This is a genomic window from Paenibacillus antarcticus (assembly GCF_001637225.1).
In the GTDB taxonomy this organism is placed as follows: domain Bacteria; phylum Bacillota; class Bacilli; order Paenibacillales; family Paenibacillaceae; genus Paenibacillus_AQ; species Paenibacillus_AQ antarcticus.
In genome coordinates, this window is record NZ_LVJI01000007.1 from 381671 (window position 1) to 396958 (window position 15288).

The window sequence follows — 15288 nt, forward strand, 5'->3', positions numbered from 1 at the left end:
GTATCAGAGAGTCATTGCATCTATATAGAACGAACTAAAAAATTAATTTCCTAATTCTTTAGTTCATTCTATCTATTTCATCTCATTACTTTAACGAAATCACTACACGCCTATTTGGTTCTTCACCTTTACTGTAGGTATTGACCACTTTATGGTCCTGTAACCTAGCATGAATCACCTTACGCTCTTGTGGAGACATCGGTTCTAACACAACCTCTTTGTGAGAACGAATAACACGTCCTGCCAAACGATCTGCTAGCTCTTCCAACGTCTTCTTACGGCGTTCACGGAAGTTCTCTGCATCTAATACTATTCTTACATAACTATTTGAAACACGATTTGCTACAATGTTAGCTAAATATTGAAGAGAATCAAGCGTTTGCCCTCTTCTTCCAATCATTAGGCCTAAGTCAGGACCAAAGATATGCAGCGTTGTTGCATCTCTCGTATGCTGCACCTCTACTGTTACTTCTAGTCCCATACTTCTGCCTACATCTAGAATGAACTTCACTGCTGCGGCGTATGGATCTCCATCAACTGGTTTAATACTCTCAGAGGATGAAGTCATTGTCCCCACGACTGGCTCTGGTGAAACTTCTGGAAGCAAAGTAAGTTCTACTCTCGCTTGCCTGACACCAATCAGTCCCAGGAATCCTTTTGACGGCTGTGAAAGTATGTTAACCGAAACACGGTCTTGGCTTACCCCTAGTTGGGCAAGTCCCCTATTAACAGCTACTTCAACGGTTTTTCCTGAAGCGACGACGTTGCTCATTTAGACCGTTTAGCCCCCTTCGAGTTTTTACCAGACTGATTTCCTTTGCCTTTGTTTCCTTTTCTATTTCCTTGAGCATTACCTGCTAGGGCAACACCAGAAACACTGGCTGTCTTATCACTACTACGATAAAGGAAATAATTCTGTACAATTGTATACACGTTACTGAAGAACCAATATAAAGGTAATGCTGCTGGGAAATTGTATGACATGAAGAAGATTAATACTGGATAAACCATCATCATGAATTGCATAGGCCCCTGCATTGGTGTTGGATTCATTTTCATCATCATTTTAGTCTGCAAGAATGTTGTCAGTGCAGCTAAAATCGGAAGAATGAATGTCTTGTCCGGACTTCCAAGTTGTAACCATAGGAATGTACCATGACGCAATAGTTCATTTCCATATATAGAGTTATAGAGAGCAATAAATATAGGCATCTGAACAATCAACGGTAAACAACCTGCTAATGGATTTACCTTATTCTCTTGAAACAACTTCATTGTTTCTTTTTGTTGTTGCTCTGGGTTGTCTTTAAACTTTTCTTTCAGCTTTGCAAGTTCTGGTTGAATCGCTTGCATCGCCTTAGAACTTTTCACTTGTTTAATCGTTAATGGCAAAATAAGTGTACGAACAATAATAACCATTACTAATACGGCTAGTCCGTATTGTCCACCGAACCAATTGGCAAAGGTATCAAGTGCTTTAGCGAACCAATAAACTACATTACTCTGCCAAAAGCCCCCTTGTTCTAAATCTGCAAGGGTTTTGGTAGCAGCAGGTGCTCCACACCCCGATAGTATGGTCATTGCGAACATCATCACAATGGTGAGGAGGATCCATTTCTTTCCTCGGCTAGTCTTCAATCGCGACACTTTATTACCCCTCTCTTAGCACATCCATTTCATACTAAATCATACCATATTCAAATGGACAAGGAAACCTGACCTCAGCGGTTTGAAGTCTTCAAAAGTGACGCTTTGCGTAACACATGCAATACACTTCTTTCCATATCCTTATACGGCATAGTTATCGCGCCCTTGCGAACAATAAATACAAGGTCTATATGTTCAATCAGTTCAACATCATGATGACGAACAATTTCCTTCAGCATTCTCCGCATGCGATTGCGTACAACTGCATTACCAACCTTTTTACTAACTGAAATCCCAACTCTGAATTGCTCTACTTCTTTCTTCCGGAACCAATAGACAACAAATTGATGGTTGGCAAATGACCTTCCATGACGATATACGCGACTAAAGTCAGCACGATTTCGTAAACGTAAACTTTTATGCACGAGTTTCTCCCAATTTCACTTCAATTTTCAATGCAATTTATTTTTTACTTCATATATATATATAGTATAGGCAGCATCCAGATCCTCTAAACTAATCTCACTTATATAACTAAAGGCGAAACTCCATATTCAATTTCTTCTTTAGAAATGATTATTTTAGTTCAATCTATCTATTTGCCCTTCTTCTATTATTAACAGAAAAAAAGACCACCGCGGTGGTCTTCATGCACGTTGATTACGCACTCAAAATTTTTCTGCCTTTTAAGCGACGAGCAGCCAGCACTTTACGGCCGTTTTTCGTGCTCATTCTTTTACGGAAACCATGAACCTTAGCGCGTTTGCTCACATTTGGTTTAAAAGTCGGTCTCATGTATTGCACCCCCTTACAGGAATTATAAACACAGATTAACCATTTTCATATCCACAGAAAATGCCTCTATACATTTAACCATGTAGAAGAATAAAAGTCAACTGAACCATGCGTTTACTTCTCCCTCCTCCTTTTAATGAGTTACATAAAAAGTTTTCCACAGGTTTCAAAAAGTTATCCTTAAGAATAAAACTTATCCACTTGTACACAATCGTCAATTTTTCGATTTTTTATGGCACAACCTGTGCATAAGTTTTATTGCAATTTATAAGATGCTGTCGAAAGTTTAACAATTTATAAACAATATGTTGTGTTGTGAATAAAATCTATACACAAGTTATTGAGTTTGTGGATAAATTAGCCTGAATCATTGATATCACACCATTATTTTGCTATGATGATAATACTTTTGGTTGTGTATACATGTTTTAAAGCTCAATATTATCAACAAGCTGTGGATAAAGTTGTGAACAATTTCAATTTATCCATTTTTTTATGTTTCCACCTTTCTGAGTTTTGGGGATAAATGCAACATGATTCATTATATTTCGACATTTCCTCTCATGGCTCTCGCCACATTTGGATGATTTAAAGGAGTGACAATCTGTGGAAAGCCATACTTCTGAATTATGGCAACAAATTTTATCTATTATTCAAAGCAAATTAAGCAAGCCCAGCTTTGATACCTGGTTTAAAGCAACAAAAGCGACACGCATGAACGATCATTCCATTGTGATTTCAGCTCCAACAACATTTGCTGTCGAGTGGCTAGAAAGTCGTTACACCAAATTAGTGGGTTCGACTCTCTTTGAGGTTGTTGGAAAGCAGCTTGATGTCAAATTTGTGATTGAAGAAGCTGTCATTGAGGATCCCATTCCTTCGCTATCGTCTTCCCAACCGCAAGTGTCTCATGAAGAATCCATGACACACATGCTTAATCCGAAGTATACCTTTGATACTTTCGTTATTGGCTCAGGCAACCGATTTGCTCATGCAGCATCGCTTGCTGTCGCTGAAGCGCCAGCAAAGGCCTATAACCCGCTGTTTCTATACGGCGGTGTTGGACTCGGAAAGACTCACTTAATGCATGCGATCGGTCATTATGTATTGGAGCATAATCCAAACAGTAAAGTCGTTTACCTTTCTTCAGAGAAATTTACGAACGAATTTATTAACTCCATTCGTGATAATCGAACGGAAAATTTCCGTAACAAATATCGTAGTGTTGATATTCTACTTGTAGATGATATACAATTCATTGCTGGTAAAGAGTCTACACAGGAAGAATTTTTCCATACGTTCAATGCACTTCATGAAGAGCGTAAACAAATTATTATTTCCAGCGATAGACCACCCAAAGAAATCCCAACACTCGAAGAACGTTTACGTTCGCGGTTTGAATGGGGCTTGATTACGGATATCCAACCTCCGGATCTCGAGACTCGGACTGCAATTCTACGCAAAAAGGCCAAGGCTGAAAACTTGGATATTCCTAATGAAGCGATGACATATATCGCGAACCACATTGACTCCAACATACGTGAACTAGAGGGCGCTTTGATCCGTGTAGTAGCCTATTCATCCCTTACGAATCAAGATGTCACCACACATTTAGCAGCTGAAGCACTTAAGGATATCATTCCTTCAAGCCGCCCTAAGATGATTACAATGCAGGATATTCAGCAAAAGGTAGGAGAATACTACAACTTACGCATGGAGGATTTCAAAGCTCGTAAGCGTACAAAAGCAGTAGCATTCCCTAGACAAATTGCTATGTATCTTTCACGCGAATTAACCGATTTCTCATTACCCAAAATTGGAGAAGCTTTCGGTGGAAGAGATCATACAACCGTCATTCATGCCCATGACAAAATAACTCAGTTACTTAAGGTGGATCAAGATCTGTTTAAAGTGGTAAATAACCTCATAGAAAAAATCAAAAATCCGTCCTGAATAAGTTCAAGCCTATGCACAATCTATACACATGTGGATAGGCTTGATTTCATTAACGATTTTAGGGTTATCCACATATCCACTGCGCCTATTACTATTACTAATAAAATCTATAAAGAATAATCATCTATAAAGAGGGTGAAAAAGGTCGTCTTTTGACCCAAGTTCACCGAATACTTGCAAGGAGTGAAAATATGAAGATCAGCATTCTTAAAAACTATTTAAACGATTCCATCCAACAGGTGTACAAAGCCATATCCAGTAGAACAACGATTCCGATTCTGACTGGTATTAAACTGGATGTGAATCATCAAGGTGTGACGCTTACTGCAAGTGACACCGATATTTCAATTCAATCTTTTATTCCCGTTGAACACGATAACCAGATGGTTGTCCAAGTCGAGCAAACAGGAAGTGTCGTACTCCCTGCTAAGTTCTTTGTAGAAATTATAAAAAAGCTGCCTTCCCAAGAGATTGTGATGGAAGTCAAAGAAAACTTTCAAACGTTTATTTCCTCAGGAGCAACCGAGATCCAAATGGTAGGTCTAGATCCAGAAGAATTCCCCATTTTACCTGCGATTGAAGGAAATCAGACGTTATCTATCCCAGGTGATTTGTTGAAAAATATGATAAAACAGACAGGGTTTTCGATATCTACGCATGAAACAACTCCTATTCTGACAGGTATCCTTTGGAACTTAGAAGATAATGAGTTGAAATTTACTGCAACAGATCGACATCGTCTTGCGACCCGTTCAGCACAGTTACAGGGTGGAGATGTTAAATTCAACAACGTCGTTATTGCAGGTAAAACCCTAAGTGAATTGAGTAAAATCGTTCCAGATCAGAACACGCTTGTAGATATTCTTGTATCTGACAACCAGGTGTTATTCAAAATTGAAAATGTTCTGTTCTATTCACGAATTCTTGAAGGAATATATCCAGATACATCTAGGATTATTCCAACATCCTACAAAACAGAACTTATCATCGACACAAAAAAATTAAGTGAATCGATTGATCGGGCTTATTTGTTGTCGAGAGAAGAAAAGACAAATATCGTGAGATTGCAAACCCTAGAACAAGGGGGAATTGAAATATCCTCGAGTTCAACAGAACTTGGTAAAGTACGTGAAGAATTAGATGTGGTAGACTTTAAAGGGGAACCGCTACGAATTTCTTTTAACTCTAAATATATGCTGGATGTCTTAAAAGTAGTCGAAAGTGAACAATTGATGATTGCTTTTACCGGAATTATGAGTCCTATCGTACTTAAACCGATGGATGATAGTAACAGTCTATACGTCATTTTGCCGTACCGAACCAATAATTAAAAAGTTATGCACATGTGCATAGATCAACGAGAGATAAAGGAGCATTCGAGTGAACAAAATTATTATCCACAGTGAATATATTAAGTTAGACACTTTTATGAAATTATCAAATTGTGTATCCACAGGCGGTATGGCTAAGGCTCTTCTTCAAGAAGGCTTAGTATTCGTCAATGGTGAACAAGAAGAACGACGCGGTCGTAAGTTGTATCCAGGCGATATTGTAAAAGTAGCGGATGAAGGAACGTTTGAGGTTTCTAAAGAATCGTGATCTTCACCTCAAAAAAATCCCGAAGATTCTCTAACAGGGGTGGAAGATGGGGAGGATAACGTGTGTTTGTAAAAAACATTAGCTTGCAGCAATACCGCAATTATGAACAATTGCGGTTGGATTCCTTCGGGGATGTAAACCTTTTGATTGGCCCCAACGCTCAAGGGAAAACTAATCTGCTGGAAGCTATCTTTGTGTTGGCACTGACCAAAAGTCACCGAACTTCAAAGGATCGGGAATTGATCGCCTTTGAAAAGGGAAGTGCGCATGTATCTGCCACCGTTGAGAAGAAGTATGGTCCACTTAACTTAGAGTTGACGCTGTCAGCTCAAGGTAAAAAAGCCAAAATCAATGGGCTTGAGCAACGAAAACTAAGTGAATTTATTGGTTCTCTCAATGTGGTTATGTTCGCTCCTGAGGACTTAGAAATCGTCAAAGGGACACCAGGGATCCGTCGGAGATTCTTAGATATGGAGATTGGACAAGTTCAGCCAAGCTATCTATTCCATCTGCAGCAATACCAGAAGATTTTGCTTCAACGCAATAATTTCTTGAAACAATTATGGGGTAAAGACGCTATCAATCAGGGATTACTCGATATATGGAATGAACAGTTAGTGGAACATGGTGTTAAAATCATTAGAAAAAGGAAACAATTCATAATAAAACTGCAGCGATGGGCTGAGTCCATTCACCGTGGGATTACGAATGGCAGCGAAGATCTTCAGTTACGCTATGTTCCATCGTTTGGAGAAGCGACAGAGGAAGATGAAGCTGTCTTATTTGAGCAATTTATGATAAAGTTAAGACAAATGAAAGAACAGGAAGTTCGGCGCGGCATGACACTTGCGGGGCCTCACCGTGATGATATGACCTTTTATATCAACGGTAAGGAAGTGCATACCTATGGTTCTCAGGGGCAGCAACGGACGACAGCCTTATCACTCAAATTGGCGGAGATTGAGCTGATCAAAGAAGAGATCGGTGAATATCCCGTACTTTTGTTAGATGATGTATTATCTGAACTTGATCCTTACCGTCAAACCCAACTGATTGAGACATTTCAGAGCAAAGTGCAGACGTTCATCACCGCAACTGGAATAGAGAGCTTGAATGCGGATAAATTAAAGAATGCAAGCATCTACCATGTGAATGCAGGTCAGGTCGGTTTATAAGAGAGTGGAGGATCATAATGTATATACATTTGGGCGGAGAGAGAATCATTCGATCTTCAGAGCTCATTGCTATTTTTGACATATCCATTGAGAAATCTTCTAAAATATCGAAGCAATTCGTAAACCACGTAAAGGAAGAGAAGACATTGGTTAGTATCGGCGAAGAAGAAGCGAAGTCAATCGTTGTAACGAAAGACACGGTCTTTTATTCCCCCATTTCTTCTTCCACGCTAAAGAAAAGAGTTAACGTGTTTTATGCTAATGCTTAAGGAAGCAGATGTAGAATCTATAGAAGTAGGTGAAGGCATGTCTATGAATCAACCAACGTATGATGAAAGTCAGATTCAGGTACTGGAAGGTCTGGAAGCCGTTCGTAAACGGCCGGGGATGTATATTGGATCAACTAGCGCTAAGGGCTTGCATCATTTAGTCTGGGAAGTGGTGGACAACAGTATTGATGAAGCTATGGCAGGAATATGTGATCATATAGAGATCACTGTCCACAAAGACAATAGTGTGACAGTTGTCGATAATGGGCGCGGTATCCCTGTTGGAGAACACGCCAAGATGAAACGCCCTGCTCTAGAAGTCGTTATGACTGTCCTACATGCTGGTGGTAAATTTGGTGGTGGCGGATATAAAGTATCAGGTGGTCTGCACGGGGTAGGTGTCTCGGTTGTTAATGCTTTGTCGGAAAAAGTAGTGGTAACCGTTAAACGTGAAGGACATATCTATCAACAAGAATATCGCCGCGGTGCTCCTCAATATGATGTGAAAGTAATCGGAGATTCTGATGAACATGGTACAACGGTTACCTTCCATCCAGATCCTGAAATCTTTACAGAGACAACGGAATATGATTATGCAACGCTTCTTACGCGTGTTCGTGAGATTGCATTTTTAAATAAAGGAATTGCCTTGACACTGAATGATGAGCGAACAGAGTCATCCGTTCGTTTTATGTATGAAGGTGGAATTAAGGAGTATGTGAAATTTCTGAACGAAAAGAAAGAAGCACTTCATGAAGAACCTATCTACGTGGAAGGATCACGAGATATGATGCAGGTAGAAGTAGCACTGCAATATAACGATAGTTACACAGAGAATATTTATTCCTTCTGTAACAATATCAACACACATGAGGGCGGTACGCACGAGTCTGGATTTAAGAGCGCTTTGACTCGAATTATTAATGATTACGCTCGTAAAACAGGCGTAATTAAAGATAGTAACTCGAATCTTTCGGGCGATGATGTTCGTGAAGGATTGACTGCGATTATTTCGGTCAAGATACCAGAACCTCAATTCGAAGGTCAGACAAAGACCAAGCTTGGTAACAGTGAAGTACGTGGTATCGTGGAATCACTATTCTCAGAGAAACTACAAGAGTTCTTAGAAGAGAATCCAGCGGTATCTCGTCGAATTCTTGAAAAAGGATTGCAGGCTTCCAGAGCAAGAGAAGCAGCTCGTAAAGCTCGTGAATTGACGCGACGCAAGAGTGCGCTCGAAGTGAGTGCATTGCCAGGTAAGTTAGCTGACTGTTCTTCGAAAGATGCATCGATCAGTGAACTTTACATCGTCGAAGGAGATTCTGCGGGTGGATCAGCTAAACAGGGTCGGGATCGACATTTCCAAGCTATACTTCCTTTGCGTGGTAAAATTCTAAACGTAGAGAAAGCAAGACTAGACCGCATCCTTTCTAATGCTGAAATTCGGAATATGATTACAGCGATGGGTACCGGAATTGGCGAAGATTTCGACCTCAGTAAAGCTCGTTATCATAAGGTTATTATTATGACGGATGCCGACGTCGATGGTGCACACATTCGGACACTTATGTTGACCTTCTTCTACCGTTACATGCGGAAGTTACTTGATGCGGGATATATTTATATTGCGCAACCACCTTTGTTTAAAGTGGAGCGTAACAAGGTTATCCGTTATGCGAATAGTGAGAGAGAACGTGATCAAATCATTAGTGAGTTTGGACCTAATGTTAAAGTAAATGTCCAACGATATAAAGGTCTTGGTGAGATGAATGCAGGACAGTTATGGGAAACCACGATGGACCCTGAGTGTCGTACGATGCTTCAAGTAACCATTGACGATGCGATGTTAGCAGATAATATATTTGATACGTTGATGGGTGATAATGTAGAACCACGACGTGAATTTATTTATGAACATGCGAAGACTGTTAAGAATCTAGATATTTAAATAGCATATTAATGTTGAATAAAGAGAAGGTGCAGACAAGGCACCTTCTCTTTATTTTTGAAGTAAGGGAAAGTAGATTACCTTGATATCTTCTTTGAAGAATATCTTCCGTAGGACACAGCGTATCGATAAATACGACGATATACATCTTTGTTTGGAATATATTTTTTGAATGGGTATAGAGCTGGTAAGGTATTAACTTCTAATATCCAAGGTGTTTTATTGTTGTCCATTGCGATATCGAGTCCTAGTTCTTTAATATGAGGATATTTTTTTTGAAGCTGATTTGCGACGGAAACTCCTAAACTTTTGAGTGATTGTTGTAGTTCAAAGACTTCCATAGGGGTCATATAAGGAGACATTAGTGTTTCGAAAGTCTGAACTTTACCTCCGCTATGATGATTGGTTACGACTTTATGAGGAGCTGCGACACGGCCAATGATTCCTGTAGAAACCCATTGACGATTAGGACTCTTTTGAGTAAGAACACGTAAATCAAAGGGACAAGAATTGTATTGTAACAAGGAAATACCTTGTTGGATCAAATAATTATGATGGCGTGTATACGGGTGAATGCCTATGAATAGTGCTTCAAGAGAGTTGAATATCTTAGTTTCAGTGTTATAACGAAGTTGATAAATCGTATAGGTCTCTAAGGGTTGATCATCTGAATCAAGGTTATTCAAAGTTAATTGTTCAATACACATCACGCCACGACCATATGTGCCACAATCGGGTTTTAAGAAGACCATACTGAATTCATCCAGCATAGTTGTTAAAACTTCTGAAGAGTATTTACATGTAGCTGGAATGTAGGGGGAGATATGCTCATTTTTTAGGAGCACTTTCGTTTTGGCCCACTTGCTTGAGACACGCTGAATAACCAAGGAGGTTCATCCTTTCAATATTCTATTTTTGGAAGTGGCGCAGATGGAAAGCTTGATATTCCATCAAAAATATGAGAATGGTAGATGCTGATATTTGTTCATAAAAGGAACAGGAAACAAGATTATCTTATCGTATCAGGATGAAGTTTTGGATCAATTAGGGGCTTAAAAATTAAGACAAGGTAGTAAAAGAATGGTATACTATGTGTTGGGGATTTCTTAACTATTGTATGAATAGGCTGTTTAAGAGGGCAGGGCATATCCCTATTTTTCAGAATAAAAAAAGTGTTTATTTACCTTTATCAGTATTGATGTTTAATTGTGCTCTTTTTGAGAAAGTAATATAATAAAGATTACTGGTTTTATTATGTAACAGGTATTGAAGCGGATCTTTGACTTCATAAGGGATAACTCAGAGTTATGTGTTCCATAACTAGCTTCGTAAAGAATACCCCTAAACGACGGCAAGGCCTTTTCTTCTTGAAATATAAGATAGTATAAGTTTTACCTTGTACGATATCCTTATATTTTTAGCGGAGATGAGTACTGTCTTTTAGAAAAGATGGTACAACCGTTTCTTCTTATATATTCTGCATTTCGTTTATTGGGTTGATAGGAATTGGAGGAGGTACAGCATGGCAGAAGAATTAAACTCGCAAATTAAGGATCGGGATATTGGCGTTGAGATGCGCGAGTCATTTATGGATTATGCGATGAGTATCATTGTAAGCCGGGCTCTACCTGATGTAAGAGATGGATTGAAACCGGTGCATCGTCGTATTCTCTATGCTATGAATGATTTGGGTATGACCCCAGATAAACCGTTTAAGAAATCAGCGAGAATTGTCGGCGATGTTATCGGTAAATATCACCCACATGGTGATACAGCAGTATACCAAACGATGGTACGGATGGCGCAGGATTTCTCGATGCGGTATATGCTCGTGGAAGGTCATGGTAACTTTGGCTCGGTTGATGGTGACATGGCAGCAGCAATGCGTTATACGGAAGCACGTCTTTCTAAGATTGCAATGGAAATGTTAAGAGATATTAATAAAGAGACGATTGATTTCCAACCCAACTATGATGGTGAAGAACAAGAACCAATGGTTCTACCGGCACGTTTTCCTAACTTGTTGGTGAATGGGGTATCAGGGATTGCCGTTGGTATGGCTACCAATATTCCACCGCATAATCTAGGTGAAGTTATTGATGGTGTTCAAGCTTTAATTAAGAATCCAGAAATTACTTCAATGGAATTGATGGAGTATATCAAGGGGCCCGATTTCCCGACTTCCGGTTATATATTAGGACGCCAGGGAATTCGCCAAGCTTATGAGACCGGTCGTGGTTCTGTTACGATGCGTGCTAAAGCTAATATCGAAGAGAATAACAACAAATCGCGTATTGTCATATATGAACTTCCTTATCAAGTGAACAAAGCAAGATTGGTAGAGAAAATTGCTGAGCTTGTTCGTGAGAAGAGTCTGGACGGTATTACCGATCTACGTGATGAATCAGATCGTAATGGTATGCGTGTCGTTATTGAATTACGACGTGATGTTAATCCTAACGTCGTATTGAACAACTTATACAAACATACTCCAATGCAGTCTACCTTCGGTATCAATATGTTAGCTATCGTGAACAATGAACCGAAAACACTTAGTCTGTTTGATGTGCTATATCACTATTTGGAGCATCAAAAAGTAGTTATCCGTAGACGGACAGAATTCGAACTTAGAAAAGCTGAAGCACGTGCTCATATCCTAGAAGGATTGCGAATAGCACTAGATCACTTGGATGAAGTTATTGCTCTAATCCGTGGTTCACAAACATCTGAAATTGCACGTGATGGACTCATGAGCAGATTCGAGCTTAGCCTTGAACAAGCACAAGCCATCATGGAAATGCGTCTACAGCGCCTGACAGGTCTGGAACGCGACAAGATTGAGAACGAATACCAAGAACTGATGAAGAAGATTGCAGAATTACGTGAGATTTTAGCTGATGAATCACTTATCCTTCAAATCATTAGTGAAGAATTGAATGAAATAAAAGAACGCTTTAATGACGAACGTCGGACTGAAATTACAGTCGGTGAAGAAAGTATTCTGGATGAAGATCTTATCCCACAAGAAGAAGTAATTATCACGATAAGTCATTCGGGTTATATTAAACGTCTTCCTGCGAATACTTACCGTAGTCAAAAGCGTGGTGGACGCGGCGTAATGGGGATGGATACGAAAGATCAAGACTTCGTTGAACATCTATTCGTAACCAATTCACATCACTATCTCTTGTTCTTTACCGATCGAGGGAAGGTCTATCGTCTTAAGGCGTATGAGATTCCTGATTTGAGCCGTACAGCGCGTGGAACGGCGATTATTAATCTCATTCAGATCGAACAAGGTGAGACTGTAAATGCTGTTATTCCAGTACAGAACTTTGAGGGTGAGGATTACTTATTCTTTGCAACTCGTCAAGGAGTCGTGAAGAAGACACCACTGGAGGATTATACGAACATTCGTAAGGGTGGTCTTATTGCTATAAACCTTCGTGAAGATGATGCACTTATCGGAGTGAAGCTTGCGAATGGTGAACATGAACTCATTATGGGTACGGCCCAAGGGATGTCCATTCGTTTCTCTGAGAATGATGTCCGTTCTATGGGACGTAGTGCAACAGGGGTTAGAGGTATCCGTTTAGGCGATAATGATGAAGTTATTGGCATGGATATCATCGATAAGGATTTGGATATCTTGATTGTTACAGCTAAAGGATACGGTAAACGTACACCAGCTAGTGACTATCGTTCCCAAAGTCGTGGCGGTAAAGGGATTAAGACCATTAACGTAACCGAAAAGAATGGTCCTGTTATTGCATTGAAAGTCGTTAAGAATGACGAAGATTTGATGATTATCACCACACTTGGAACCCTGATCCGTACGAGTATGGAGGGAATATCCACGATGGGTCGTTATACACAAGGTGTGAAATTGATTAATATACGTGAAGATGATGCGGTAGCTACCGTATGTCGCGTTGATAAAACAGAAGAAACCGAGGAAGATGACTTGACTGAATGGGATGAATCCAATCCGATAGGTTCAGAGTCTGATTCCGCTGTAGAGGACATAGGGTCTTCTGAGGCGAATGCTTCTGATGATGAGGAACCTTCTCAAGACATTTCGGATGAAACACTAGAGGAATAGATTTCAAGAGGTATTGTTACATGAACGATTAAGGTAGGGGCTATTTCATAAATAGCCTATATAATAAGACCTCAGGAGAATATTCTGGGGTCTTTTTTAATTATATCTATTTTACTAGATTAAGCTGATCCGATTAGAATGGATTATTATACTAATAATGATTGTGTAGCTATAGAATAAATAATATAATGGCATTGATTGTTATTATATACATATGAACTTTAAATAATGGAACGGAGATGTATATTAATCTATGGCTAGCGTACCTATTATGGATTTAAAACCCGGTGTTAAATTAGTCAAAAGTGTATATACTCCATTAGGCAGCCTTCTCTTTCATAAAGAAAAGGTACTACTTCCACGTGACTTAGAAATTTTACAAGCATTTCTCGTGGAGAATGTAGAAGTGGGACATGTGGGCGAGAAGATTACTCAATCGAAGGATAAGAACTCTTCTAATGAACCTTTAGCTCAAGACCAACCGCCATTCAATAGAACATCTTTCTTTGTTGAAGAATATGATAAACTATTTAATTTGATCAAAAGTGCTTATCCTTCTATTCTAGCGGTGGGAATTCCAATTTATGAAATTCGTAATCAGCTAGAAAGTTTGATTCAATATATAAAGGATTACAGTGTCATTTCCTTTTTGCCTCGTTTACTGAATGATCATGATTATATGTATCATAATGCAATTCTATGTTCACTATCTTCTTATAAACTTGCTGAGTGGAGTGGTCTTCCTAAAAAAGATTGGATGCAAGTAGCATTTGCTGGACTATTCCACGATATTGGGAATGTTAGGGTTGATCCATCTATATTGCTTAAGCCAGAACGATTAACTATGGACGAAATTAAAGAAATGCGTGAGCATACTAAGATGGGGCACCAATTACTAAAGAGTGTTGCGGGAATTAATGAGGGTGTTCGTTTAGCAGCCTTACAGCATCATGAAAAAGTCGACGGTACTGGTTACCCATTAGGCATAGATAGTAACAAGATTCATATGTATTCCAAAATTGTAGGAGTAGTAGATATATTTCATGCTATGACACTTAATAAAGCATATCGTAAAGGACAATCTCCGTATTTAGTACTAGAGCAGATTTTAAGCGAATCTTTCGGCAAGTTAGATCCAAGGTTGGTACAGACCTTTATTAAAAAGGTCACAGAATTTAATAATGGTGTAATGGTTCGTTTAAGTAACGATAAAATTGGCGAGATTGTATTCTCCAATCATAATGAACCAACACGCCCGATGGTATCAGTAGCAAATGATATTGTTAATTTAGGGCAACAACGAAATCTCTACATCGTAGAAATTATTAAAAAGGACAACTAATAATAATTAGTCATCATATTGCTTCTATAATAACTGATATAGATAGGCTTTGATTTTCTAGTATGGCTTGAGTGAGATCGTTAAATATATCTAGTTATTATCAAATATATCTAATTCAAAAAAAAACTTGCATTCATTCTCATGCCGTGATATATTATTAGTCCGGCCAACAAATAACACATTTGTTGAATCGGCAAGCCAATATCGAATGAAACTTAAATCGAAAAAAAAGCTTGCATAAACGAACCGGACATGATATGATATAGAAGTTGTCGCCGAGAACATACGGTGCTAACGAAACGAAATAATTGGTCTTTGAAAACTGAACAACGAGTGAGTGGATTTCACGAAAGTGAAATCAAAACAAATGAGAAATCATTTGATAGAGAATGTAAATTCTCGCCAGTTTGTTTCAAAATGAGCATTTCGCTCTTTCTAAATACCAATTTGGAGAG

At 39.0% G+C, this 15288-nt stretch carries 13 protein-coding genes; 8 read left to right on the forward strand and 5 right to left on the reverse strand.

Annotated features, from left to right (window positions below; translation table 11 throughout):
- Positions 1-85: 85 nt before the first annotated feature.
- The 4 genes from jag to rpmH form a co-directional block, all read right to left on the reverse strand.
- The gene (gene jag / locus PBAT_RS07355; protein WP_068648032.1) at positions 86-772 is read right to left on the reverse strand and encodes an RNA-binding cell elongation regulator Jag/EloR; all 687 of its coding nucleotides are present in this window, start codon (positions 770-772) and stop codon (positions 86-88) included.
- The gene (locus PBAT_RS07360) at positions 769-1647 is read right to left on the reverse strand and encodes a YidC/Oxa1 family membrane protein insertase (protein ID WP_068648040.1); all 879 of its coding nucleotides are present in this window, start codon (positions 1645-1647) and stop codon (positions 769-771) included. Before PBAT_RS07360 ends, jag begins: the two co-directional genes overlap by 4 nt.
- A gap of 74 nt (positions 1648-1721) precedes the next feature.
- Positions 1722-2072, reverse strand: a complete 351-nt coding sequence (gene rnpA, locus PBAT_RS07365; RefSeq protein WP_068648042.1) for a ribonuclease P protein component — start codon at positions 2070-2072, stop codon at positions 1722-1724.
- 235 nt (positions 2073-2307) lie between these two features.
- A complete protein-coding gene (gene rpmH, locus PBAT_RS07370) occupies positions 2308-2442 on the reverse strand; it encodes a 50S ribosomal protein L34 (protein ID WP_068533979.1) in 135 nt (44 codons plus the stop codon).
- Between the two features lie 606 nt (positions 2443-3048).
- Here rpmH and dnaA point away from each other — a divergent pair.
- From dnaA to gyrB, 6 genes are all read left to right on the forward strand, one after another.
- Positions 3049-4395: a chromosomal replication initiator protein DnaA gene (gene dnaA, locus PBAT_RS07375; protein WP_068648044.1), complete on the forward strand. Its 1347-nt coding sequence runs from the start codon at positions 3049-3051 to the stop codon at positions 4393-4395.
- Between the two features lie 194 nt (positions 4396-4589).
- Complete coding sequence (dnaN, locus tag PBAT_RS07380; protein ID WP_068648046.1) at positions 4590-5729, forward strand: DNA polymerase III subunit beta; 1140 nt, start codon at positions 4590-4592, stop codon at positions 5727-5729.
- 49 nt (positions 5730-5778) lie between these two features.
- Positions 5779-5997, forward strand: a complete 219-nt coding sequence (gene yaaA / locus PBAT_RS07385) for a S4 domain-containing protein YaaA (RefSeq protein WP_068533986.1) — start codon at positions 5779-5781, stop codon at positions 5995-5997.
- A gap of 62 nt (positions 5998-6059) precedes the next feature.
- A complete protein-coding gene (recF, locus tag PBAT_RS07390) occupies positions 6060-7172 on the forward strand; it encodes a DNA replication/repair protein RecF (RefSeq protein WP_068648048.1) in 1113 nt (370 codons plus the stop codon).
- A gap of 17 nt (positions 7173-7189) precedes the next feature.
- Positions 7190-7441 (forward strand): extracellular matrix regulator RemB, encoded by a 252-nt coding sequence (gene remB / locus PBAT_RS07395; RefSeq protein ID WP_068648050.1) that lies wholly within the window; start codon positions 7190-7192, stop codon positions 7439-7441.
- Positions 7442-7478: 37 nt separating this feature from the next.
- On the forward strand, positions 7479-9389 hold the full coding sequence (gene gyrB / locus PBAT_RS07400; RefSeq protein ID WP_068648119.1) for a DNA topoisomerase (ATP-hydrolyzing) subunit B: 1911 nt from the start codon (positions 7479-7481) through the stop codon (positions 9387-9389).
- Between the two features lie 77 nt (positions 9390-9466).
- Here the strand turns inward: gyrB and PBAT_RS07405 are convergent, their stop codons facing one another.
- Complete coding sequence (locus PBAT_RS07405; protein WP_068648052.1) at positions 9467-10276, reverse strand: YheC/YheD family protein; 810 nt, start codon at positions 10274-10276, stop codon at positions 9467-9469.
- A 635-nt stretch (positions 10277-10911) separates the two neighbouring features.
- Here PBAT_RS07405 and gyrA point away from each other — a divergent pair.
- Together gyrA and PBAT_RS07415 are read left to right on the forward strand one after the other, a co-directional pair.
- Positions 10912-13491, forward strand: coding sequence for a DNA gyrase subunit A (gene gyrA, locus PBAT_RS07410; RefSeq protein ID WP_068648054.1), 2580 nt, complete (start codon positions 10912-10914; stop codon positions 13489-13491).
- A 253-nt stretch (positions 13492-13744) separates the two neighbouring features.
- Entirely contained in the window at positions 13745-14833 is a 1089-nt protein-coding gene (locus PBAT_RS07415; RefSeq protein ID WP_068648055.1) for an HD-GYP domain-containing protein, read from the forward strand.
- Positions 14834-15288 lie beyond the last annotated feature (455 nt).

Coding starts and splice junctions, on each gene's coding strand:
- jag (WP_068648032.1), bottom strand. CDS start 772: ATGAGCAACGTCGTCGCTTCAGGAAAAACCGTTGAAGTAGCTGTTAAT.
- rpmH (WP_068533979.1), bottom strand. CDS start 2,442: ATGAGACCGACTTTTAAACCAAATGTGAGCAAACGCGCTAAGGTTCAT.
- dnaN (WP_068648046.1), top strand. CDS start 4,590: ATGAAGATCAGCATTCTTAAAAACTATTTAAACGATTCCATCCAACAG.
- remB (WP_068648050.1), top strand. CDS start 7,190: ATGTATATACATTTGGGCGGAGAGAGAATCATTCGATCTTCAGAGCTC.
- gyrB (WP_068648119.1), top strand. CDS start 7,479: ATGTCTATGAATCAACCAACGTATGATGAAAGTCAGATTCAGGTACTG.
- gyrA (WP_068648054.1), top strand. CDS start 10,912: ATGGCAGAAGAATTAAACTCGCAAATTAAGGATCGGGATATTGGCGTT.
- PBAT_RS07415 (WP_068648055.1), top strand. CDS start 13,745: ATGGCTAGCGTACCTATTATGGATTTAAAACCCGGTGTTAAATTAGTC.